Here is a 19,760-nt window from a genome sequence, read left to right as displayed (position 1 = left end):
GATTCTCCTGTGAAGGCGGATCAATCCCAGAGAGACAGCTCGGTAACATAGTCCGAGGCGTAGAGCGTTGCGCAGCCGCCTCCCGCCACGCGGCACGAGGCACCCGGGACGGCGGTGATCAGCCCTTGGGCATCCGTCTCCAGCGCCAGAGGCACGCCCGGCTCGGAAGCTTTCTCGAACAGCAGTTGGACCCGAAGCCGGATGCGGTCGAATTTCTTGCGATCCGCATAGAAGACGATGTCGCGAGTCACCGATTCCCCGGGCGACAGTTCCGCGGGCGAGCCTCCGGGATGTGCGCCGGCAAAGAGGATCGCATGCCTCAGGATCGCCTCCTGCCGGGCTGGCTCCGCATAATATTTGGCCGCGCTCACCGAGGTCGCGGCGGGATCGATCTCGGCAAAGGCCGGATTGATCGTCTCGCCGGCGAGAAAGTTTTCCCGGATGCCGATGGCGTTGTAGGTCAGGGCCAACACCCGGACGCTATTCTGCCCGGCATTGGCGCGCGTCAGCGTCGCCCGGATGGCGGTCATGTCGCCGTGACGCCCCACCTTCTCGAGGGTGCTGGTCAGCGATACCGTCGGCGGCGCCAGGCCGGGTGCGATCTCCGACTGGTAGACGAAGGTGTAGACCGCCCAGATGCCCGCGCCGATCAGGGCAATGGTCTGGACGATATTGTTGACGGTATCGGCCTCGAGGCGGAGGGTTCCCCAGCGCCCGGGCACCGGCTTATGCGCCATGGCGGGCCCGGGCGGCGGCACGGCAACGGACGGGACCATCCCCCATGCTCAGTCGCCCCACAGCCAGGCCGCGCCCCGGACACCGCTGGAGTCGCCATAGCGGGGCGGCAAAAGCCGGGTGTCGACGCGATCGGAAAAGACATGGCGCGTCCAGCGCGTGGGGATACGGGTATACAGGCGCCCACAGTTCGAGAGACCGCCTCCCAGCACGATGGCGTCGGGATCGAGCAGGTTGATGACATGCGCCAGGGCGCGCGCCAGACGCTCTTCATACCGCTGGAAGGCTGCCTCGCAATCGGCATCGCCGGCCTCGGCGCCCGCCAGGATCTGCGGCCCCGCCAAGGAACGGCCGCTGACCCGCGCGAAGTCGAGCGCAAACCCCGGCCCCGAGAGAAAGGTTTCGATGCAGCCCCGCCGGCCACAGTAGCAGTCAGGACCCGGCCATTCCCCCCGATCGGGCCACGGCAGGGGGTTGTGCCCCCATTCCCCGGCGATGGCATTGGGACCCTGCAGAAGCTGGCCGCGCACCACGATGCCGCCACCGACCCCGGTGCCGAGAATCACGCCGAATACCACGGGCAAACCCGCTGCCGCACCATCGCGGGCCTCCGAGAGGGCGAAACAGTCGGCATCGTTGGCGATGCGGACCGGCCGCGCCAGCACGCTTTCGAGATCCTCCCGCAGCGGCTGATCGTTCAGGCAGACTGAATTGGAATTTTTCAGCCGCCCGGTTGCCCGCGAGACGGCACCGGGGGTACCGATGCCAACGCTGCCGCGAGCCCCCAGGACATGCTCGGCCTGCCGCACCAGCCCCTGAATCACGGTCAGGGTTCCCCGGTAATCGCCCTGGGGCGTCGGCTCGCGCCGGCGCCAGACCTCGCGGCCCGCACCATCCAGCGCGATCAGCTCGATCTTGGTGCCACCCAGATCGATGCCCAGCATCAGCTCATGCTTCATGTCTCTCGTTCAGCACAGTCTCGGCATTGTCCCGGCAAGGGCCTGTCAAGTTGAGGTACCCCCATCACCCGGAAATCTCCGGAGGATCGGGGCAATCCCGCAAAGAACCCGCCAGTACGGGAGGCAGCGGGTTCAGGGTTCGGGGTCCAGCGGCCAAATGGCTGGAGTCGGACATTGAGCCTAGCGGGCTTCCTGAGTAACGGTGGTAACGTAATTTTCCTGTACCTGCAGGTAGGCCCTGACCTTGTTTGTCTTCAGCGCGAAGCGGCAATGTGTCAGGCCACCGCCCGAGGAAGCATTCCATCCGGCAATCCAGTCCGTCACGCCCGGCTCCAGCGTCTTGGTATTCTTGTAGGACACCTCGCCTTTCCCGTTGAGCAATTCGGCCACAACTTCCTGCGACTTCGTCGTCAGATTTTCCGCGACGCACCAGATCACCCGGTTTATGCCTTCGGTTGTCGCTGTGGCGACCGGCCCGGTATTGAGGGTCAGGGCGAAGGCGTCCGAACACAATATTGACAGGGGTAACAAAACCCATCCGATCAGCTTTTTCATGGCGTCACCTCGCTGGCATGGCCTGAGAATCAGGAGGCTATCGGCCCAGGGAAATCCGGTAACCGATAGTTCATGCATGGCAAATGTTTTGCCACCTGTCAAATATGACCAATACAGAAACCTCGAGGCAAGTCGCCAACGCTACCCGGTACGGCGCCCGGGCGCCCTTGCCGTTCCGGTGATCGGGGTGCAAAGCAAAGGCCGACCAAAGCGAACCGGCTGCGACTCAAGCCGAGCCAGGGCGCCAGACAGCAAGAATGCGCCCTGTCCAGGGCAGTGCGCGGCACCAGCCCTGCCGTGGCGGATGGTGATGCGGCGCGCGCCGTTCGTCGATGACTGAGCGATTGGTTGGCCGACCCGGGCAAACCCGGGTCGGACGCGCCACATCAGTCGTAATGCACCAGCTCGGTCGGCAGCTGCGGTTCGCGGCCAGCCGCGAGGTCGGTCAGAAACTTCCAGAACACGTCGGCCGACGGGGGGCAACCGGGCAGGACGTAATCGACCTTCACGACCTCATGGATGGGATGAACCTTGTTGAGCAGCAGCGGCAGCTCCGGGTCGCTGGGAATCTGCGGATTCACCACGCCGACGGCATCGAGATAGGCTTCCTCCAGGCACTCTTCCAGCGGGATGTGATTGCGCATCGCGGGGATGCCCCCATTGATGGCGCAGGCACCGACCGCGACCAGAATCTTGCAGTGGTTGCGGAACTCGCGCAGGGTATGGACGTTCTCGGCGTTGCACAGCCCGCCCTCGACCAGGCCGATGTCGACCTGTTCGCTGCACTGCTTGATGTCGGTCAGCGGGCTGCGATCGAACGCGGCAACCTCGCACAGGGCGAGCAGACGCTCGTCGATGTCGAGGAATGACATGTGGCAGCCGAAGCAGCCCGCCAGCGAGGTCGTGGCAACCTTCAGTTTCTCAGCCATGGCGGCCTCCCGCCTCGGCCTGATCCTGTTCCAGGGCCACCTCGGCGATGCTCTCGCGGTCGTACAGGCGCTCGCCGATAGGGTGCCGCCAGGCGGTGCGCTTGACCAGGATCGCGCCAACTGGACAGACATGGGCGGCCTTGTCGGTGGCGGCGATGGCGGTATCGGCCAGCCGACCGCTGTCGGCATTCACCACCAGGTGGCTCTGCATGCCACGTCCGGCAATCCCGAACACTTGCTTGCCGTCGACGTCACGGCTGGCCCGGACGCAGAGCTCACAGAGAATGCAGCGGTCGAGATCGAGCATGACGTCGGGATGCGAGGCATCGACGTTGCGGCTGGGAAAGAAATGCGGGAAATGGGTGCCCAGCATGCCGACGTAGTAGCCGACCGCCTGCAACTGGCAGTCCCCGGATTTCTCGCAGCCCGGGCAGAAATGGTTGCCCTCGACGAACAGCATCTGGGTAAGGCTGCGCCGCGCATCGTTCAATTCGCGGGTGTTGCTGAGTATCTGCTGTCCCTCGGCAGCCGGCATGGTACAGGCCGAACAGCTGCGGCCATTGACCTGCACCGTGCAGAGCTTGCAACTGCCATGCGGCTTGAAATCCGGGTTGTGGCAGAGGTGCGGGATGTAGATATCGGCCGCGGTGGCAGCCTCCATGATAGTCTGCCCCGGCGTGAAGGGAATGTCCTGTCCGTCGATGTTGATCGTCTTGGGCTTCATGAGAACACCTGATCCGGTTTGCGGTTATCCGACTTGTTCGAGGTGGGCATGCGCGTCGTCGCGACCGGTCAGCCGGCGCGCGGTCGAGAGGGCGCCGTCGAGGTCGAAGCCTGGCTCGAAGCTGATGGCCTTGAGACGACGTTCGTACAGATCCGGATAACGCTCCAGCGTGCTGAGAATGGGATTGGCTGCCGTCTGCCCCAGCCCGCAATGGCTGGTGCTGCGCACCAGCTTGGCCATGCGCGTGAGTTCGACCAGGTCGTAGGGCGTGCCGTGCCCGGCGCAGATCTTGTCCAGCAGATCCCTGAGCAGAGAGGTGCCGACCCGGCAGGGTGTGCAGAAACCGCAGCTCTCGTGGGCGAAGAAGTGCGTGAAGTTGCGGGCAATGTCGAGCACGTCGCGCGTGGCATCGAAGACGATGAAGGAACCGCCGGTCGCGAGGTCCTCGAACGCCAGCCGGCGGTCGAATTCCGTCATGGCGACGAAGGTGCCGGAAGGCCCGCCGACCTGCACGCCAAAGGCATGGCCGCCGCCGCAGTCGTCCAGTACCTGCCGGATCGTCGTGCCGAAGGGATATTCATAGATGCCCGGACGGGCGCAATCGCCGGAAACGCTGAGGATCTTGGTGCCCCTGGACTTGTCGGTGCCGGCGTTCGCGAACCACTCGCCGCCCTGGCGCGCGATATGCGCGGCGGCCACGAAGGTCTCGACATTGTTGACGATGGTCGGCTGGCCGAGATACCCGTGCGTAACGGGATATGGCGGGCGATTGCGGGGATTGCCGCGCTTGCCCTCCAGCGACTCGATGAGGGCGGATTCCTCGCCACAGATATAGGCGCCCGCGCCGAGGTGGATGCGGATATCGAAATCGAAGCCTGTCTGCCCGAGGATGGCCTGCCCCAGCAGCCCCTGCCGGCGCCGTTCCTCCAGTACCTGCAACAGGGGCTGGTGCAGATGCAGGTATTCGCCGCGCAGATACAGGAAACCCTGGCTGGCTCCGGTCAGCGCCGCCGCGACCGTCATGCCCTCGAACACGTCATGGGCATGGCGGTTGAGCAACACCCGGTCCTTGAAGGTACCAGGCTCGCCCTCGTCGGCATTGCAGACGACATAGCGCTGCTGCGTGCCCTTGTCGATGGGGCAGACCGGATCCTCTTCCGGCCCCTCATAGCAGAGGCGCCATTTCCAGGCGGTCTTGAAGCCCGCGCCGCCGCGGCCACGCAGACCGGATCGATCCAGTTCCTCGAAGATGGCCTCGCGACCGCGCGCCAGGGTTTCGCGGATCGCCGCGCCTGCCACCAGCGGGCCATCCAGCAGCAGGTCGCGCCGGTATATGTTGTCGGCCACGGCAAACCAGTCCGCCGGCCAGGCGGACAACGGCACGCCATCGTTCACCAGCTCGGCAAGCCGGTCCAGGCGCACCCGGTCCAGACGCGTCAGGGCCAGGCCGTTCACCAGCGCGGCAGGCCCCTGGTCGCACATGCCGGTGCAGGCGGTATAGGCAAGGCTCACCACGCCATCGGCACGGGTCTTGCCAAATTCGACCGCCAGCCGCTGGGAGGCATATTCACCCAGCTGGCGGCTGCCGAGCATGTGATCGGTGATGGAATCGCTAAGCCGGATATCGTAGCGGCCGACCGGCTCGGTGGAGAGGAAACTATAAAACTCGGTGACCGCCTGCACCTGGGTCAGGGGCAGCGCGAGCCGGTCGGCGATGAGGCGCATGGCGGCGCGGGAAACATGCCGCTGGCTAGCCTGTACCTCGCGCAGTATCTGCAGCAGCTCGGGCGGCATGGCGTCATGGCGGCGGATGGCGGCTTCGACGGCGTTGGCATCGGTCGGGGTCATCGTGGCCATGAATATCTCCTGCGTGAATCCGGTTCCAACTATAGCAGTTGCATCATGAAAAGCATGTGATCGGGCGGGAATGGTGTATCCCTGCCGGATAAAGGCGGCCACACCCCCGGTTGCGGCTGCCGGGTACCCGCTTATCCCTTACAATTGGCTCATTCACCCATGGACCGAGACCACCGCGATTTCGGTCCCGGCCCGATCCCCGGCACAACGAACGACCTTTCCTTCAGAGGCTCTCCGCGATGGCGAACTGGAAACGCATCCTGATCATACTGGCCCTGACGCTGCTGGGGCTGGCGGCCCTGCTGCTGGGGGTCGGCCTCGCTTTTACCGACCTCATCGTCGACTGCTGGTGGCACCTCGAACTGGGGCTCGGCGAGTTTTTCTGGCTGAAGCTGCTGTACCGCTACATCCTGTTCGGTGCGGTCACGCTGTTCTTCCTCCTGGTTTTCTTCCTGAACTTCTGGGCGGCCTCGCGTTATCTCGGCGTCGACACCGAGCAGCTGGAACGCCTCGGACGCGCCGAATCCACCCGCCGGCAGCGGTTCCTGGAACTGTTCCAGACCGGCTCGATGCGGGTCTACCTGCCGCTGTCGCTGGTGCTCGCGGTCGGCATCGCCATTCCGTTCTACCAGGACTGGCATGCCGCCCTGCTGTTCGTGTTCGGCCCCAAATCCGGGGTCAAGGACTTCGTCTTCGGCCAGGACGTCAGCTTCTTCATGTTCTCGTTTCCGGTCTTCCAGCTGATACAGCGGGAGATGCTGATCGCCTTCTCGATCCTGACCGGCGCGATCACTCTGCTCTACTATCTGGAGCACCGCATCATGGCGGGCGGCAGCAAGGAATGGGCACCGGGCGCCAGGGTTCACCTGTCCGGACTGGGGCTCCTGACGGCTTTCATCGTGGCCTGGGGCTTCATACTGGAGCGCTACCAGCTGCTCTACACCGAGGCGCATGAACCACAGTTCTTTGGTCCCGGGTTCGTCGACATCCGCTATACCCTGCCGATCATCTGGCTGTCGGTGGTGAGCCTGGTCGGTCTCGCCTTCTCCACGCTGCTGCTGGTGCATCGCCAGCGCGGCCAGCTCGCCACACTCGTGCTGGGCCTGACCTTCCTGGGTTCCGTGGGCATCCGGCATATCGACGCCATTCCCCGGGCCATCGATCGCTTCATCGTCAAGCCCAATCCGGTGAAGACCGAACGGCAATCGATGAAGAACAACATCGATGCCACCCTGACCGCCTACGACCTCAACAACATCACCAACATCGACATCACCCCCGGCCTGCCCGACGAGGACGTGCTGGACCCGGAACTGCGCTCACACCTGTACAACATCCCGGTCTGGGATCCGGAATTCCTGGACGACGTCTACCAACAGCTTCAGGGCATCCGTCCCTACTATCACTTCAGCAATGTCGATACCGATCGCTACATGGTCAACGGCCGGCTGGAGCAAGTGAACCTGGCCGCCCGGGAAAACAACATCAGCCTGCTGCCACCGGAGGCGCAGAACTGGGAGAACACCCACCTCCGCTATACCCATGGCTATGGCGCAGTGGTCACGCCCGCGGCCCAGGATGGCCAGACGCCGATGCACTGGTATCTGCAGGATCTGACCATGCGGACGGACAACAACTTCGAGGTGGTGGACAGACCGGATATCTACTATGGCGAGGAAGACCTGACCTATGCGATCGTGCCGAACAGCCTGGAACTGGTCGGCATACCCAGCGCGGACGAGGAATCCAGCTTCAACTACACGGGTTCGGGCGGGGTACCGATTTCCACGCTGTTCCGGAAACTCCTGTTCGCCATTTATTTCCGCGATGAACGGCTGTTTTTCTCGGTCAACATCTCCAGCAAGAGCAAGGCACTGTTCCACCGGAACATCATCGAACGGGTTCGCACCCTGACGCCTTTCCTCAGCCTGGACCACGACCCCTACATCGTCATCACCCCCAAACGTATCTTCTGGGTCATCGACGCCTACACCACCTCCGACTGGTATCCGGTTTCGAAGCGCAGTACCTACCGCTTCAACCGCGATGACGAAGAGCGGCAGTTCAATTACATACGCAACTCGGTCAAGGTGGTGGTGGATGCCTTCGACGGGCGGGTCGACTATTACATCAACGATTACAGCGACCCCATCATCCAGGGCTACCGCAACGCCTACCCCGGACTGTTCAAGGACATCAGCACCATGCCGCCGATGCTCAAGGAACACCTGCGCTATCCCAAGGATCTGTTCGGGAACCAGATGAGGATCTATGCCCGCTATCACCAGACCGAACCCGAGCTGTTCTACGAGCAGGCCGAAACCTGGGAGTTTGCCCGTGTCAACGATGCGGCGGTCAAACCCTATTTCCTGACCACCGCGCTGGAAGGCTTCCAGAGCGATCAGCACAACTTCGTCCTGATCAACCCCATGACCCCGATCGGTCGCAGCAACCTCAGCGTACTGGCGGTGGCGGGCACCTTCAAGGGCGGCGCCCAGACGGCCATGACATCCCCGGGCAACGGCAAGCAGATCATCATGTACCGCTTCAGCCGCGAATCCCAGGTCGAAGGCCCGGCACAGGTCAGCGCCCTGATCGACCAGGATCCGGAGATCGCGCGCCAGCTGACGCTGTGGGACCAGCGCGGCTCGCGGGTGCTGCGCGGGCGCATCATCGTCCTTCCGGTGGGGCGCTCGGTCCTGTACGTGCAACCGGTCTACATTGTCTCCACCAGCGGAACCCGCATCCCGGAACTGCAACGCATCATCCTGTCGATGGGCAATGTGGTGGTCATGACCGCGTCCCTGGAAGACGGCATCGTGGAACTCGAGCGACGCCTGAAAACCCTGCGGGAGACGATGCCGGGCCGCTTGCCCGCCAGCAGGCGCCCTGCCACGACGCCAGCCGGCCCGTCCCTGTCGCCGATGTAGGCGCCACCGGGGGGATGGCGGCCCAGCGACCGAAACCCGGTCCTGCCGTATCCCCCCGGGCGACAACCCGGGCCGACGGCCGATAAATGGCAAAATCAACGGCCATGGGCAACAAAATCATCGGTCAGGATTGAAATCGGGCTAGCCTTGCCCAACATTCGGACCTGTGTTTATTTCGCCAGAGATCGAGAGTGCATCCATGAGTAAAGCCAAGGCTTCCGTGAAAAAAACCGCCTTTGTTCCCCCCGCCTTGAACGATGCCAGCCCCATGGCGGAAAAGCTGCAATCCATCTACGGGCTCATCAGCTCCGGACACCTCCCTCCGGCAGATACCGTCACCAAGGACGGTCAACCTACCTGGAGCTTTGACAACCTGGCCTGCATTCTGGGATGCGACGCCGACGAACTCATCCAGTTGCTGCGCAGCAAAACCGCCCGCTTTTCGATCGAGCCCGGCGCCCGTCACTGACAGCGGGCCAGCGCGGCATCCACCCCCGGCATGGCATCGCCGGCACCCAGGTACCCGACGATATCCGCTCGGCAACCGTCGGGTGGGGGCGCGCCCGGTTTCTCACCCCGCGTACAGCGATGCGGGGAGTACCCCGCGATCTTCCTGACCAGCTAAGACCAGGGCGCAGAGCGGCGCCGGCGGCTCGCGGCTGCATCAGAGGTTTGATTCGCCAAGAAAGCGGACACCCGCTCGCGTCGTGCAGGCGACGGTTCGCCCCGCCGGCTGGCACCGGGGTGGCGGAACGGATTCCGCTTCCGGTTGCGACCGGTGAACGACAGGCAAAAAAAGAGGTGCCTGGCGGCACCTCGACAAAAGAGAGGTTAGTTGCGCACTCGTTTCAGCGTGGGGTCTGATGAAACCCGAAAAGCTCAGCGAGTGGAACCATATTAATAACCGCGAATATCCGGCTCAATGCGGTATTTTGTCGCAGGGGAATTGCGGCAAATGCCCCTGAAATTCGCGGCAAATCACCTACTTACAGCCCCGGCAAGCCTATAGACAGAACCGCCGCAATCCCCTCACCAATCGGCGTCGTTGGCGTGCACCCGCATTTCCTTCAGCAGCCTGAGCGTGCCGACCAGCAGGGAAACCGCCCCGGCGACGAACAGGGGCGCATGCCCCGTGAGCACGCCTGGCGGCAGCAGCAGTAAACCGAACATGATCAAACCGGTTGCCTTCATCGTCACCACCCTGATGCCATGATGATCGGATCGACCGATCGTTGCGCGTGTGACAAGACGCGCCCGGAATCGTGCCCGGCACAACCGGACTAGGCCAGAAAAAACATCATGACAGCCAGGCTGGACAGGGTAACGGGTATGCCGATACGGGCATGCGCGGTCCAGCCGATCGGCTCGCCATGCCGGGCAGCGACCTCGGCCACGATGAGATTGGCGATGCTGCCCATCAGGATCAGATTGCCCGCCAGCGTGCTGGACAGCGCCAGCCGGGTTCCGCCCGCCTGCCCCTCGGTCAGCGGCAGCAACAGCATCACGGCCGGCACGTTGGAAATCAGGTTGCTCAACAGTACCGATGCCACCATCAAGGGGCCGGCGGCGTGCGGATCGAGACCCCGCGCAACCAGGAATGCAACGGCCTGCGCAGGCAGACCGGTTTCCTGCAGTGCCCGGTTGATGACGAAGAGACTGGTGAAGAGCACCAGCAGCAACCAGTCGACCTGCCCCAGCATGTCGCGGGAATGAAGCCGGCGGGACAGCAACAGCACGCCGGCACCGGCCAGGGCCATCAGGCCGTGAGGCCAGTCGCTGGCGAGAAAACCCGCAAACAGGAAACCCGCCACCGCCAGCCCCTTGACGGATTGCCAGCGACTGAAAACATGATGCGCGTGATACGCGATCGCGGGCCGCTCGGCGATATGCCAGCGCTGCCGGTAGGCCAGCAGCAGCACCAGCCAGCTGAGCAGCAGGGAAAGCAATACCGGTCCGGCGGCTTGCCGCAGATAGGTGCCGAAGGACAGGGCCAGCGTCTGGCCGATCAGCATGTTCTGCGGATTGCCGATCAGGGTCGCCGCCGAGCCGATGTTGGCGGCGCATGCAAGCCCGATCAGGAAGGGCGTGCTGTGCAGGGAGCGGACCCGGCAGATGTCGACCAGCACCGGCGCCATCGCCAGACAAACGACATCGTTGCTGAACACGGCGGACAACAGCGCCGCCGTGCTCATCATCAGGGCCAGGACAATGGGCGCGCGCAGCGGCAGGGCGCCGACAACATCCGCGACCCGCACATAGAATCCGCCCAGACGCAGCTGGGCCGACACGATCATGAAGGCGAACAGGAGACTCAGGGTGGGGACATGCACAGCGCCTACCGCCGCCGCCAGGCTCATGCTCCCGCTGGCCAGCAAGGCGATGGCGCCGAGCAGGGCAACCCCGGTCCGATCCAGCCGCAACCCCGGCAGGCCCCCCATAAACAGCCCCAGGTAGACCACGCCAAAGATCAGCGGCGTCACGGCCGGCATGGTGAAAGCGAACCTCCCTGGTTAAGCTAAGGCCGCCGAACGATCGGCGATTATCGGAAAACATGGCATGAACCTGCTACCTGTCACGACGCTCACCGCCACCCTGCTGGGCCTTGCCTATGTCGGCCTGGCCTGGCGGGTCATCCACCTGCGCCGTCGCCATCGCGTGCCGATCGGCGACGGTGGGCACGACGCCCTGACGCGGGCGATCCGCGCCCATGGCAACTTCGCCGAATACGTGCCGATCAGCCTGATCCTGCTGCTGCTCGGGGAGCTGAACGGCCTGTCCGGGTGGCTCCTGGCCGGTTTCTCGGCCCTGGTCGTCACCGGCCGCATCTACCATGCGCGGGCATTCCTGAGCGATGGCGCACACCTCCGGCAGCGTGTGCTCGGCATGCAGCTGACCTTCCTCGGGATTGCCGGCCTCGCCATCGGCAACCTGATCTGGCTGACGATGCGCTGGCTGGCACCGCCTGCCGGGTGAGGGGCCAAAACCGTGCGTTCGGCAGCCCTGCGGCTGACCACATGATGGCACAGCGACGGCAACCGGCCGCGCCACCTACCCCACTCCGGCGGGGCACGGGCTGACGCCCGCCTCCGCCAGTGCCAGCAATCCGACCTCCAGGGCGACGGCATCCGCCGCCGTGAAGCGGCTTTCAGCCAGATGGCGCAGGGCCCTCGCCGGCAACGCGGGAAAACGCCACATTCCCGCCAGCATCGCGAAGAACGCATGCAACTGGCGGCGGGAGCACACCGACAGACTCTCCGCCGGTCCCTTGCCCTCCTGTCGCAGCCAATGCTCGATCAGCACGGCATGCAGATAGCGCAGGCCATGTACCGGATGGGTATTCATGTCGCTGATCAGATAGTCGAAGCGGTCGGCAAAGGCGGGATCGTCCAGGAACGGGGCGAAACAGCCACCGGCATGCGCCTGCTGCAGAAGACCGAAAAAGAGCCGCTGCAAGCGGAAGCTCCGCGCCTCGCCGCAAAACTTCCAGGCATGCTCCAGATCGTGAACCAGAAACGCAAAGCCGTTGGCCTTGCCGAGCACGGGCTGGCGGGCACGAGGCAAAGGGATCAGGGTCACGGGACGCTCGCCGCCGGCCTGCATGGCCAGAACTTCACCCGGGGACGGGATGCGCAGCATCAGGCGCAGCGGCCACGCATCCAGCAGCCAGCCCCGCAGCGCGCCAGACACCGGGGGTGAGACATGCAGGAAACGGTAGTGCGCCAGCCAAAGCGCCAGCGCCTCCCGCAGCTCGGCACCGGCCTGGAACAGCAAGGTTTCCCGCCAGGCAAGCGGATCAGGCCCGACGACATGCCGGGTGGTGCGGAAAGCGAACGAACGGCCATGAACATGCAGTTGCCAGAGCAGGAAATAGCTGGCGGCATAGGCGGCATCAGGCAGCTCGCCGGCATCCCAGCGCCGCTGCTGATGCCGCAAATCGCCCTCCAGGCGATCAGCAGTCTCCGCATCCATGCCCTTATCCACGGTCAGCCACGGGGCATCACCTGGCCAGCCCCCCGTCAATTGCCTTGACGCCATCCGCGCGATGCAGTAAAGGGAATCTACTTGGAGAGAACGAACAAAGAGAGAAGGATTGGGGCACTACAACTCTCCAGGCGAACCATCGTCCCAGGCCACAAGCACTCTCGAGCAACTCCGGAGAAACGACCATGTTATCCCGTATGCCATCGTTCGTCGCCGCAGCGCTGCTGGCCCTGCTCGCGCTGACACCCATCGGCGCCCATGCCGCCGAGCCGGCGGGTTATTACAAGCCCATCTCGGGACCGGTCAGCATCAAGCTGGCTGTCCCGGGCATCGTCAATGCCACGATCAAAAGCCCCAACATGGGTGTGATCGGCGGACTGCTAGGCATGACACTGCAATTCGACAGCCCCTCCGGGACGCCGGAAAACTTCGCCATGCACATGAAGCTGCTGGACACGCCGATCAAGCTGGGCGGCATGTGGACCGCCAGGCCCGCCAGCAAATTCATCGTCAAGACCGACCTGCAGTCGCTGCTGCCCCTGATCGAGGAAATGGGCGGCACCGCCACGATCACCAAGGACAGCTTCACAGGGCAGGTCATGGCCAATGGCAACATCAAGGCCAATTTTGCCCTGGGCGTGAAGATCGCCATCCTGGGCATCAACATCAAGCTGGACATGTCCGGCTCGATGGTCGGCGCGCCCGGGGCACCGCCCGCCGACGAGCAGGCCGCGAACGCCACGGAACATGCCGGCGACGGCCAGGGTGCGACGCTTGACCCGCGCATCACCCTGCAGGAATTCCTCGCCCGGCAGGTGCAGACGGTCCTGAACCAGAAACAGCCGTAGGTTCCCCCAGAGCGGCCATCACCGATAGGGGCGGCGGTTCCCCGGACCCGCCGCCCATTCGGGGGATTACCCCCGCCTTATCTACTGAATCCCCTGCCCCACCGTCCGCGCGATGATGCGACCCTCGACCCGGGCCGACACCTCGCCCTGGCGCTGGAGAAAGTCGTGCAGCGCGCCGAAACCGGAGACCGGCGTCAAGGCCACGGCCCCTGGCGCAATCACCCGGGCCGCCAGCAGCGCCGTGCCGATCAGCCGGGGCGTCGCAACCGAATAGTACCGATCAGGTTCCAGCGGCTGCCCGCCCACCTGCAGGCTGTCCGGCAACAGATGCGTGCGCCTGACATCCTCCAGCGGCGCAGGATCATAGGCATAGCGGATGCCGGACACCTGCGGCGCGTAATCCGGCCCCGCCACCCCCAAGGGCAACCCGGTCAGTTCGCCCGGGATGGCCAGTTCGATCCGCGTTCCCGTCTCCAGGATGTCCAGCAGGGTCCGCCCGCTGACCCGCAGCCTGACCAGACTGTCGCCATGGACGCCGGGCTGCGTTACCGGGGGTGCGCCGTAAGGCAGCACGCGCAGGACATCGGCAGGCACCATCGGTCCTGCGAACAGCGGCTGAGCGATCAGGCCGCGCACCATGATCGCGGCGTCGGTCCCCAGCGCCTCCCGGAAGGCGTCCGCCACCAGATTGCCGAGTGGCGTATCCCGGGCCATGGGCCAGCGTTGATCGCGCTGATTGTCGATGTCGAACCGGGCTTGCCCCAGCACCTGCAGGAAAACCGCCCCGTAACGTGCCTCGATGCCGGCCACGAAGCGCCCTATCAGCCGCGCCATGGACCTTTGCGGCAGAACATCGCCGTCCACCGGCAACAGCCGGTAGGTACGCTCCACGATGGCGAACCGGCCATCGGGCTGCCGTTCCAGCAGCAGATCGAGCTTACCGAGATAGCGGTAATGCGAACCCGCCTGCACGATCAGGGTACAGCCCCCGCCTGGCCGGCAGACATCCTGCGGCTGGGCCAGCGCAACGTGATCATGGCCCCCGACGATCACGTCGATGCCCTCGACACGCCGGGCTATCGCGGTATCGCGCGCCAGCCCCAGATGCGAGAGCAGGACGATCGCCTCGGCGCCCTGGCGGCGCAGGCGCGGCACGTGGCGGCTGGCCACACTCACGGTGTCAGCCAGCACCGCAACGCCATCGAGAGCCAGCCTGGGGATATCGGGCGTGGTCAGACCCAGGATGCCGATGCGCAAGCCGTTGCGCTTCACGAGCGCGGAAGGCCGCACCCGCTGACCGAGCTTGCGTGCCTCCCTGAAACCGGCGTCATAGCTCAGATTGGCGGCCAGCAAGGGGAATGCCTGCCGTCCCGCGCCCCAGGCCCTGTCCAGCGACAGGTTGAGTCCACCGGCATCACGGTCGAACTCGTGGTTGCCCAGCGTCAGGGCATCCACCCGCAACCGGCGCAAGACGCGCAATTCCGGCATGCCGGCGTAACGCTGGGAGAAGAACGTCCCGGTCAGGAAATCGCCCGCGTGCAGCAGCAATGCGCCGGGATTTTCCCGGCGCAGCCGGTCGACCAGGCTTGCCAGGCGTGCGGCGCCGCCATAAGGCGGCGCCTGCAACGGATCTTGCCGGGGACCGAACGGCGTCAGCTGGGAATGGCTGTCGTTGACATGCAGGATGGTGATCCGCGCGCGTTCCGCCGCCACGACCGGCGACATTCCCCAGCCGATCGCGACGGCCAGGGCAAGGAGACCACGCCGGGCGGCGAACCGGGGCGACGGCCCGCCACCACCCCGGCCGCTGCCATCAGGCGTCGCGCGACTGGGCATCCGCCAACAGCTCCAGCCAGTGTCTGACAGGCAGGGTTGCCGCCGAGCAGAGGTGGGTCAGGCAACCGATATTGGCCGTGACGATCTGCCCGGCGCCCGAGGCCTGCAAGGCGGCCAGCTTGGCATCCCGCAGCCGTGTGGCCAATTCGGGCTGCAACACGGAATAGGTCCCGGCCGATCCACAGCAGAGATGCGCGTCGGCGACCGGCAGCAGCCGGAAGCCAAGCCGGGCCAGCAGCGCCTCGACCACGCCGCCCAGTCGTTGACCGTGCTGCAGGGTACAGGGCGACTGAAACGCCAGCGGAACAGGCGCCACCGGCTGCAGCGGCGACAGATCCTCCCGCGCCAGGACCTCGCCGATGTCCCGCACCAGCCCGGCGAGGCGCGCCGCCTTGTCCGCGTACCCGGGGTCGTCGCCCAGCACGGCACCGTAATCCTTGAGCATGACGCCGCAACCGCTGGCCGTGCTGACGATGGCCTCCGCCCCTTGCTCCACCCAGTCCCAGCAGGCGTCGATGTTGCGGCGCATGAACGCCCTGCCTTCCTCGTGCGCGCCGAGATGGTAGCTGAGCGCCCCGCAGCAGCCGCTCTGCCGGACCTGCACCAAGCTGATGCCGAGCCGGTCCAGCACCCGGGCGGCGGCGTAATCTATCGCCGGCGCCAGCACCGGCTGCACGCAGCCCTCGAGGATCAGCATCCGCCGCGCATGACGGGGCGCCGGCCAGACGAGCGCGCGGGCGGGCGGCAGAGGCGGCAGGGGCGACAGCTGGGACCCGAGCGACCCGGGCAGCCACCGGCGGATCACGCCCGCCGCGTGCAGGGCCCGGCGAAAACGGCCGGGTCGGGCCAGCACGCGACGCAGCAGCCCGCGCGCCAGACGCTCGCGCCAGGGTCGCCCGGCCCGTTCCTCGATGGCACCCCGGGCGATATCGAGAAGTCGGCCATAGCGCACCCCCGAGGGACAGGTGGTCTCGCAAGCCCGGCAGCTCAGGCAGCGATCCAGATGGCGGCGGGTCAGGTCACCGGCGGGCTCGCCCTCCAGCAGCGCCTTGATCAGGACGATGCGGCCACGGGGGCCATCCAGCTCGTCGCCAAGCTGCTGGTAGGTCGGACAGGTGGCATTGCAGAAACCGCAATGCACGCAACTGCGGAGGATAGATGCCGCCTCGCGGCGCTCCCCCGCCGACAGCGGCCCGCCCGGCGGATCGGCCCGCATCAGGCGGCGACCACGAGGCCGGGGTTGAACACGCCCTGCGGATCGAAGGCCGACTTGACCCGCCGGTGCAGGTCCAGCAGGGCAGACGGCAGGCCGGCGTGGGCCGGCACGGCGACGGGATCGCCGCGAAACAGCCGGGCATGCCCGCCCGCCTGCCCTGCCGCTGCATGAATAACGGCCGGCGGCGCATCGGAGCGCAACCAGCGCAGGGCACCGCCCCAGTCGTAGAGCCAGTGCCCGGCCAGGGCCGGCACGGGAGTCGCCGGCGCGAGTGACAACCGCCACAGCCGCTGCCCCAGCGGCGGGTAACGGAAGAAACGGCAGCTCTGCTCGCGCAGTGCCTGCCAGAACGGTGCGTCGCCAACGACCCAATCCCCCCCCAGAGCCGCCTGCGTCGCCTTCAGGGCCGACTCATGCCCAGCCAGGCGGACATAGGTCCAGCCGTCCAGGTGGGCCAGTGCCGAAATCGGCCAAGGCTGGCCGGACCAGCGGTTCATGCTCGTGATGGCCAACCCGGCATCCATCGGCAACGCCAGCGTCCGCTCGCACTCGGGACGCGGCACCACCCGCAGGGAAACCTCCAGCAGGACCCCCAGGGCGCCGCGCGCGCCTGCCATCAGGCGGGCGATGTCAAAGCCGGCGACATTCTTCATGACCTGCCCGCCGAACGACAGCACCTCGCCCCGACCGTTGATCAACCGGCACCCCAGGACATGGTCGCGCACCGAGCCGGCGAAGGGACGCCGGGGACCGGACAGGCCACTGGCAACGGTGCCGCCCAGCGTGGCGCCGGAACCGAAGTGCGGCGGCTCGAAAGCCAGCATCTGCCCCGCCCCGGCAAGGGTGGCCTCGATCGCGGCCAGGGGAGTGCCGGCGCGTGCGGTCAACACCAGTTCGGCGGGATCATAGTGCAGGATGCCGGCATGACCGGCGACATCGAGCCGATCGCAGACCCCGGCGGCGGCGAAATCCGGCAAGGTCAGAAAATCCTTGGTACCCGCTCCGGCGATGCGCAGGCAGCGGCGCGCGGCCAGCGCCGCGATGACGGCCTCGCGCAACGCCTCGGTCCGGTCGGCTTCCATCAGGACCACGGCACGGCCGGGTATCGGGGGCAGCCGGCGGCATCGGGCGGAATGCCGCCGGTCGCGCTGGGCGCCATCAGGGGGCCGGTGGCGAGACCGGCCCGATCAGCCGCTGATAAAGCTGCAAATCGCCGATCCGCTTCTCGAATTCCGCTTGCAGCGCCACTATGCCGGCGGGATCGTCGGGCCCCGCCACGATGCCGGTCATCCGCGGCAGGGTAGCCGGCTTGCCCTGTTGCCTGCCGGCAAAGTCAGTAATCTTTTGCAGGCGCGCCTGGCACACGTCGGATGCCCGCGGCGCCGATGCCTGGGGACCGTATGCATTGACGACGGCAAACACGCGCGACTCGGAGGGCGCATCCTGGTAGCGGGACAGGCGAATGTCCAGATCCTTCAAGCGGTTGGCGATCACCGTGACGTCCTCCCGTGCGCCGGCCTGACAGCAACGTTCGCTGGCGGCCCTGATGCCGGCAAGATCGGCGTCCAGCGACTGGTTGAAGTCGGCGACCATCAGCGATGTCTCGATACCGGTGAGACACTTGTCCTGGCCAATCGCCCGCAAGCGCCGCACCACGGTGTCGTTGGCCTTGCCCCTGAGCGCGACGGCTTGGGCCGCCACATAGCCGGCCCGCCGCGCCGGGTCCTCCAGATCCCGCAGCGAGACCTCCCCGCCGCCGCTGCCAAGATTGAGGGCAGCGCAGCCGCCCAGCGCATGCAGGCCGGCCAGCGACACTATCCTGAACAGGGATCGGTAAGGCATGGCGTTCTCCAGAGGATGGTCGGTCGAAGTCAGGGCAGACAGCTTATGCGGGATACAAACCCGCTTCATAATTCAACACGCTTTCGGACGGACTGCGCAAGTTGATCGTCACCGGCAGCGGCCCCCGTTGCGAACCACCTCTCCCCTTACCTCACCTATCCGGAACCCGACCCCATGCTGAAATGGCTCACCTCACTGTTCGGACACCCGCATGACGAAAACCTGGCCGCGCGACAGGAAGACTACCGACGCTTCCGCGAACTGGCCCGGCGTCACAACCTGGTGCTCGTCAAGCAACTGCCACCCGCCGCCCTGCCTGAATGCGGCAAGAAACTGGGCCTGTACAAGGCCGGTACGCTGATCCTGAACCAGGACGACGAAATCGCGGTGGCCTACGATTACTGCCTGCATCACCACCGCCGCGGCGGTAGGAACCTGATCGAACGCATCCTGGCCCAGCAGCCACCGGCTGAGGGGACGGACGAACTGCGCTACCTCCAGGCTCTCGCCGGCGCCCGATTCTCGCTGTTCCGGATCGCGGAAATCCTGCCCCACCAGGGTGCGCGCCTGATCGACCTGCTGACCGACCAGCCGGTGGACATCCATGACATGGGCCTGCAATCCACCGGCCAGCCCGGCGTGATCGTAGCCGGACGCCTGCTCGATTTCGGCGACTTCAGCATGTCCTCCGGAACCCTGATTCCGATCCCGGGGACCGTCTTCGAAGCCCGTATCCAAGCGGTCATGCGGAAATTCTGGCCCGGGCTTCCGGCCGACGATACCCCGCTATCCCCGGCGCTATCCCCGGCGCAAACCGCGGCTTTCGAGGCGCAGATACTTCGCATTGCATTACACGCCGAGGAAGATATGAGTTTTTATACGGACATGGAAAACTGAGGCGCCAATCCGGCAGATATTGATACGACGCCACTGGACAATCCCGGGCGACACACCTACACTCGCATAGCCTTTGTCGAAAAGCGGATTACACCAACCAAAACCTGCCTTTTTACTCAGGAATACCGGCGCATCATAGGGTATCAATAGCCTTTCCCAGAAAAATAAGAATCATTCCCAAATGATCACGCCCTAAGACATCAAAAAGAACCATATCACGAGACACAACAATGGTTTAAGGGAAGACTTCATTTGCATTAATATCAGGAGGCATATCATGTACCTCACACGCTTTTGCCTGACAGCCCTGATGGTGCTGTCCCTCGGGTGGCCAGCCATCCCGGCCCAGGCCGCCCCCTCACCCACCGAACTTCAAGGCAAGGTAGCGGCACAGGTCGATCCGTTCCTGCTGTTGCGGAACCTCGCCCGACTGTCACCGGAAACCTTCAAT

Annotated in this window: 18 protein-coding genes; 5 read left to right on the top strand and 13 right to left on the bottom strand. The window is 65.3% G+C overall.

Annotated elements, in window-relative coordinates; all coding sequences use genetic code 11:
• Positions 1 to 20: 20 nt before the first annotated feature.
• The 6 genes from ACYQ1H_RS03155 to ACYQ1H_RS03130 form a co-directional block, all read right to left on the bottom strand.
• Positions 21 to 737: a hypothetical protein gene (locus ACYQ1H_RS03155; RefSeq protein ID WP_460026607.1), complete on the bottom strand. Its 717-nt coding sequence runs from the start codon at positions 735 to 737 to the stop codon at positions 21 to 23.
• Positions 738 to 785: 48 nt separating this feature from the next.
• The gene (locus ACYQ1H_RS03150; protein WP_460026606.1) at positions 786 to 1,694 is read right to left on the bottom strand and encodes an ROK family protein; all 909 of its coding nucleotides are present in this window, start codon (positions 1,692 to 1,694) and stop codon (positions 786 to 788) included.
• A gap of 180 nt (positions 1,695 to 1,874) precedes the next feature.
• The gene (locus ACYQ1H_RS03145; protein ID WP_460026605.1) at positions 1,875 to 2,249 is read right to left on the bottom strand and encodes a hypothetical protein; all 375 of its coding nucleotides are present in this window, start codon (positions 2,247 to 2,249) and stop codon (positions 1,875 to 1,877) included.
• A 386-nt stretch (positions 2,250 to 2,635) separates the two neighbouring features.
• Entirely contained in the window at positions 2,636 to 3,178 is a 543-nt protein-coding gene (locus tag ACYQ1H_RS03140; protein ID WP_460026604.1) for an NADH-quinone oxidoreductase subunit B family protein, read from the bottom strand.
• A complete protein-coding gene (locus tag ACYQ1H_RS03135) occupies positions 3,171 to 3,902 on the bottom strand; it encodes a 2Fe-2S iron-sulfur cluster-binding protein (protein ID WP_460026603.1) in 732 nt (243 codons plus the stop codon). The genes ACYQ1H_RS03140 and ACYQ1H_RS03135 overlap by 8 nt, the downstream gene beginning before the upstream one ends.
• A 24-nt stretch (positions 3,903 to 3,926) precedes the next feature.
• The gene (locus ACYQ1H_RS03130; protein ID WP_460026602.1) at positions 3,927 to 5,759 is read right to left on the bottom strand and encodes an NAD(P)H-dependent oxidoreductase subunit E; all 1,833 of its coding nucleotides are present in this window, start codon (positions 5,757 to 5,759) and stop codon (positions 3,927 to 3,929) included.
• Between the two features lie 239 nt (positions 5,760 to 5,998).
• On the opposite strand from ACYQ1H_RS03130, the gene ACYQ1H_RS03125 reads away from it, so the two are divergent.
• Complete coding sequence (locus ACYQ1H_RS03125) at positions 5,999 to 8,689, top strand: UPF0182 family protein (RefSeq protein WP_460026601.1); 2,691 nt, start codon at positions 5,999 to 6,001, stop codon at positions 8,687 to 8,689.
• A gap of 199 nt (positions 8,690 to 8,888) precedes the next feature.
• Positions 8,889 to 9,158 (top strand): hypothetical protein, encoded by a 270-nt coding sequence (locus ACYQ1H_RS03120; RefSeq protein WP_460026600.1) that lies wholly within the window; start codon positions 8,889 to 8,891, stop codon positions 9,156 to 9,158.
• A gap of 560 nt (positions 9,159 to 9,718) precedes the next feature.
• Here the strand turns inward: ACYQ1H_RS03120 and ACYQ1H_RS03115 are convergent.
• Both ACYQ1H_RS03115 and ACYQ1H_RS03110 read right to left on the bottom strand, forming a co-directional pair.
• On the bottom strand, positions 9,719 to 9,859 hold the full coding sequence (locus ACYQ1H_RS03115) for a hypothetical protein (protein WP_460026599.1): 141 nt from the start codon (positions 9,857 to 9,859) through the stop codon (positions 9,719 to 9,721).
• 110 nt (positions 9,860 to 9,969) lie between these two features.
• Complete coding sequence (locus ACYQ1H_RS03110) at positions 9,970 to 11,178, bottom strand: SLC13 family permease (RefSeq protein ID WP_460026598.1); 1,209 nt, start codon at positions 11,176 to 11,178, stop codon at positions 9,970 to 9,972.
• Between the two features lie 67 nt (positions 11,179 to 11,245).
• On the opposite strand from ACYQ1H_RS03110, the gene ACYQ1H_RS03105 reads away from it, so the two are divergent.
• On the top strand, positions 11,246 to 11,662 hold the full coding sequence (locus tag ACYQ1H_RS03105; protein WP_460026597.1) for an MAPEG family protein: 417 nt from the start codon (positions 11,246 to 11,248) through the stop codon (positions 11,660 to 11,662).
• 75 nt (positions 11,663 to 11,737) lie between these two features.
• On the opposite strand, the gene ACYQ1H_RS03100 is transcribed toward ACYQ1H_RS03105, so the two are convergent.
• Positions 11,738 to 12,658 carry a hypothetical protein gene (locus ACYQ1H_RS03100; RefSeq protein ID WP_460026596.1) on the bottom strand — a complete coding sequence of 307 codons (921 nt, stop codon included), beginning with the start codon at positions 12,656 to 12,658 and terminating at the stop codon, positions 11,738 to 11,740.
• Between the two features lie 197 nt (positions 12,659 to 12,855).
• Between ACYQ1H_RS03100 and ACYQ1H_RS03095 the strand changes: the two genes are divergently transcribed.
• Positions 12,856 to 13,518 carry a hypothetical protein gene (locus ACYQ1H_RS03095; RefSeq protein WP_460026595.1) on the top strand — a complete coding sequence of 221 codons (663 nt, stop codon included), beginning with the start codon at positions 12,856 to 12,858 and terminating at the stop codon, positions 13,516 to 13,518.
• A gap of 81 nt (positions 13,519 to 13,599) precedes the next feature.
• On the opposite strand, the gene ACYQ1H_RS03090 is transcribed toward ACYQ1H_RS03095, so the two are convergent.
• From ACYQ1H_RS03090 to ACYQ1H_RS03075, 4 genes are all read right to left on the bottom strand, one after another.
• Positions 13,600 to 15,354, bottom strand: coding sequence for a bifunctional metallophosphatase/5'-nucleotidase (locus tag ACYQ1H_RS03090; RefSeq protein ID WP_460026594.1), 1,755 nt, complete (start codon positions 15,352 to 15,354; stop codon positions 13,600 to 13,602).
• Complete coding sequence (gene glcF / locus ACYQ1H_RS03085) at positions 15,332 to 16,570, bottom strand: glycolate oxidase subunit GlcF (protein ID WP_460026593.1); 1,239 nt, start codon at positions 16,568 to 16,570, stop codon at positions 15,332 to 15,334. The genes ACYQ1H_RS03090 and glcF overlap by 23 nt, the downstream gene beginning before the upstream one ends.
• Entirely contained in the window at positions 16,570 to 17,652 is a 1,083-nt protein-coding gene (gene glcE / locus ACYQ1H_RS03080) for a glycolate oxidase subunit GlcE (protein ID WP_460026592.1), read from the bottom strand. Before glcE ends, glcF begins: the two co-directional genes overlap by 1 nt.
• Positions 17,653 to 17,728: 76 nt before the next feature.
• On the bottom strand, positions 17,729 to 18,412 hold the full coding sequence (locus ACYQ1H_RS03075; protein WP_460026591.1) for a hypothetical protein: 684 nt from the start codon (positions 18,410 to 18,412) through the stop codon (positions 17,729 to 17,731).
• Positions 18,413 to 18,586: 174 nt separating this feature from the next.
• On the opposite strand from ACYQ1H_RS03075, the gene ACYQ1H_RS03070 reads away from it, so the two are divergent.
• Positions 18,587 to 19,309 (top strand): DUF7986 domain-containing protein, encoded by a 723-nt coding sequence (locus ACYQ1H_RS03070; RefSeq protein ID WP_460026590.1) that lies wholly within the window; start codon positions 18,587 to 18,589, stop codon positions 19,307 to 19,309.
• The last annotated feature ends 451 nt before the right edge of the window (positions 19,310 to 19,760 follow it).

It is taken from the genome of Methyloparacoccus murrellii (assembly GCF_054657115.1).
This window is presented reverse-complemented; position numbering and strand designations above follow the sequence as displayed.

Coding starts and splice junctions, on each gene's coding strand:
- ACYQ1H_RS03100 (WP_460026596.1), bottom strand. CDS start 12,658: ATGGATGCGGAGACTGCTGATCGCCTGGAGGGCGATTTGCGGCATCAG.
- ACYQ1H_RS03140 (WP_460026604.1), bottom strand. CDS start 3,178: ATGGCTGAGAAACTGAAGGTTGCCACGACCTCGCTGGCGGGCTGCTTC.
- ACYQ1H_RS03090 (WP_460026594.1), bottom strand. CDS start 15,354: ATGCCCAGTCGCGCGACGCCTGATGGCAGCGGCCGGGGTGGTGGCGGG.
- ACYQ1H_RS03075 (WP_460026591.1), bottom strand. CDS start 18,412: ATGCCTTACCGATCCCTGTTCAGGATAGTGTCGCTGGCCGGCCTGCAT.
- ACYQ1H_RS03145 (WP_460026605.1), bottom strand. CDS start 2,249: ATGAAAAAGCTGATCGGATGGGTTTTGTTACCCCTGTCAATATTGTGT.
- ACYQ1H_RS03125 (WP_460026601.1), top strand. CDS start 5,999: ATGGCGAACTGGAAACGCATCCTGATCATACTGGCCCTGACGCTGCTG.
- glcF (WP_460026593.1), bottom strand. CDS start 16,570: ATGCGGGCCGATCCGCCGGGCGGGCCGCTGTCGGCGGGGGAGCGCCGC.
- ACYQ1H_RS03095 (WP_460026595.1), top strand. CDS start 12,856: ATGTTATCCCGTATGCCATCGTTCGTCGCCGCAGCGCTGCTGGCCCTG.
- glcE (WP_460026592.1), bottom strand. CDS start 17,652: ATGGAAGCCGACCGGACCGAGGCGTTGCGCGAGGCCGTCATCGCGGCG.
- ACYQ1H_RS03120 (WP_460026600.1), top strand. CDS start 8,889: ATGAGTAAAGCCAAGGCTTCCGTGAAAAAAACCGCCTTTGTTCCCCCC.
- ACYQ1H_RS03135 (WP_460026603.1), bottom strand. CDS start 3,902: ATGAAGCCCAAGACGATCAACATCGACGGACAGGACATTCCCTTCACG.
- ACYQ1H_RS03105 (WP_460026597.1), top strand. CDS start 11,246: ATGAACCTGCTACCTGTCACGACGCTCACCGCCACCCTGCTGGGCCTT.
- ACYQ1H_RS03130 (WP_460026602.1), bottom strand. CDS start 5,759: ATGGCCACGATGACCCCGACCGATGCCAACGCCGTCGAAGCCGCCATC.
- ACYQ1H_RS03110 (WP_460026598.1), bottom strand. CDS start 11,178: ATGCCGGCCGTGACGCCGCTGATCTTTGGCGTGGTCTACCTGGGGCTG.
- ACYQ1H_RS03155 (WP_460026607.1), bottom strand. CDS start 737: ATGGCGCATAAGCCGGTGCCCGGGCGCTGGGGAACCCTCCGCCTCGAG.
- ACYQ1H_RS03070 (WP_460026590.1), top strand. CDS start 18,587: ATGCTGAAATGGCTCACCTCACTGTTCGGACACCCGCATGACGAAAAC.
- ACYQ1H_RS03115 (WP_460026599.1), bottom strand. CDS start 9,859: ATGTTCGGTTTACTGCTGCTGCCGCCAGGCGTGCTCACGGGGCATGCG.
- ACYQ1H_RS03150 (WP_460026606.1), bottom strand. CDS start 1,694: ATGAAGCATGAGCTGATGCTGGGCATCGATCTGGGTGGCACCAAGATC.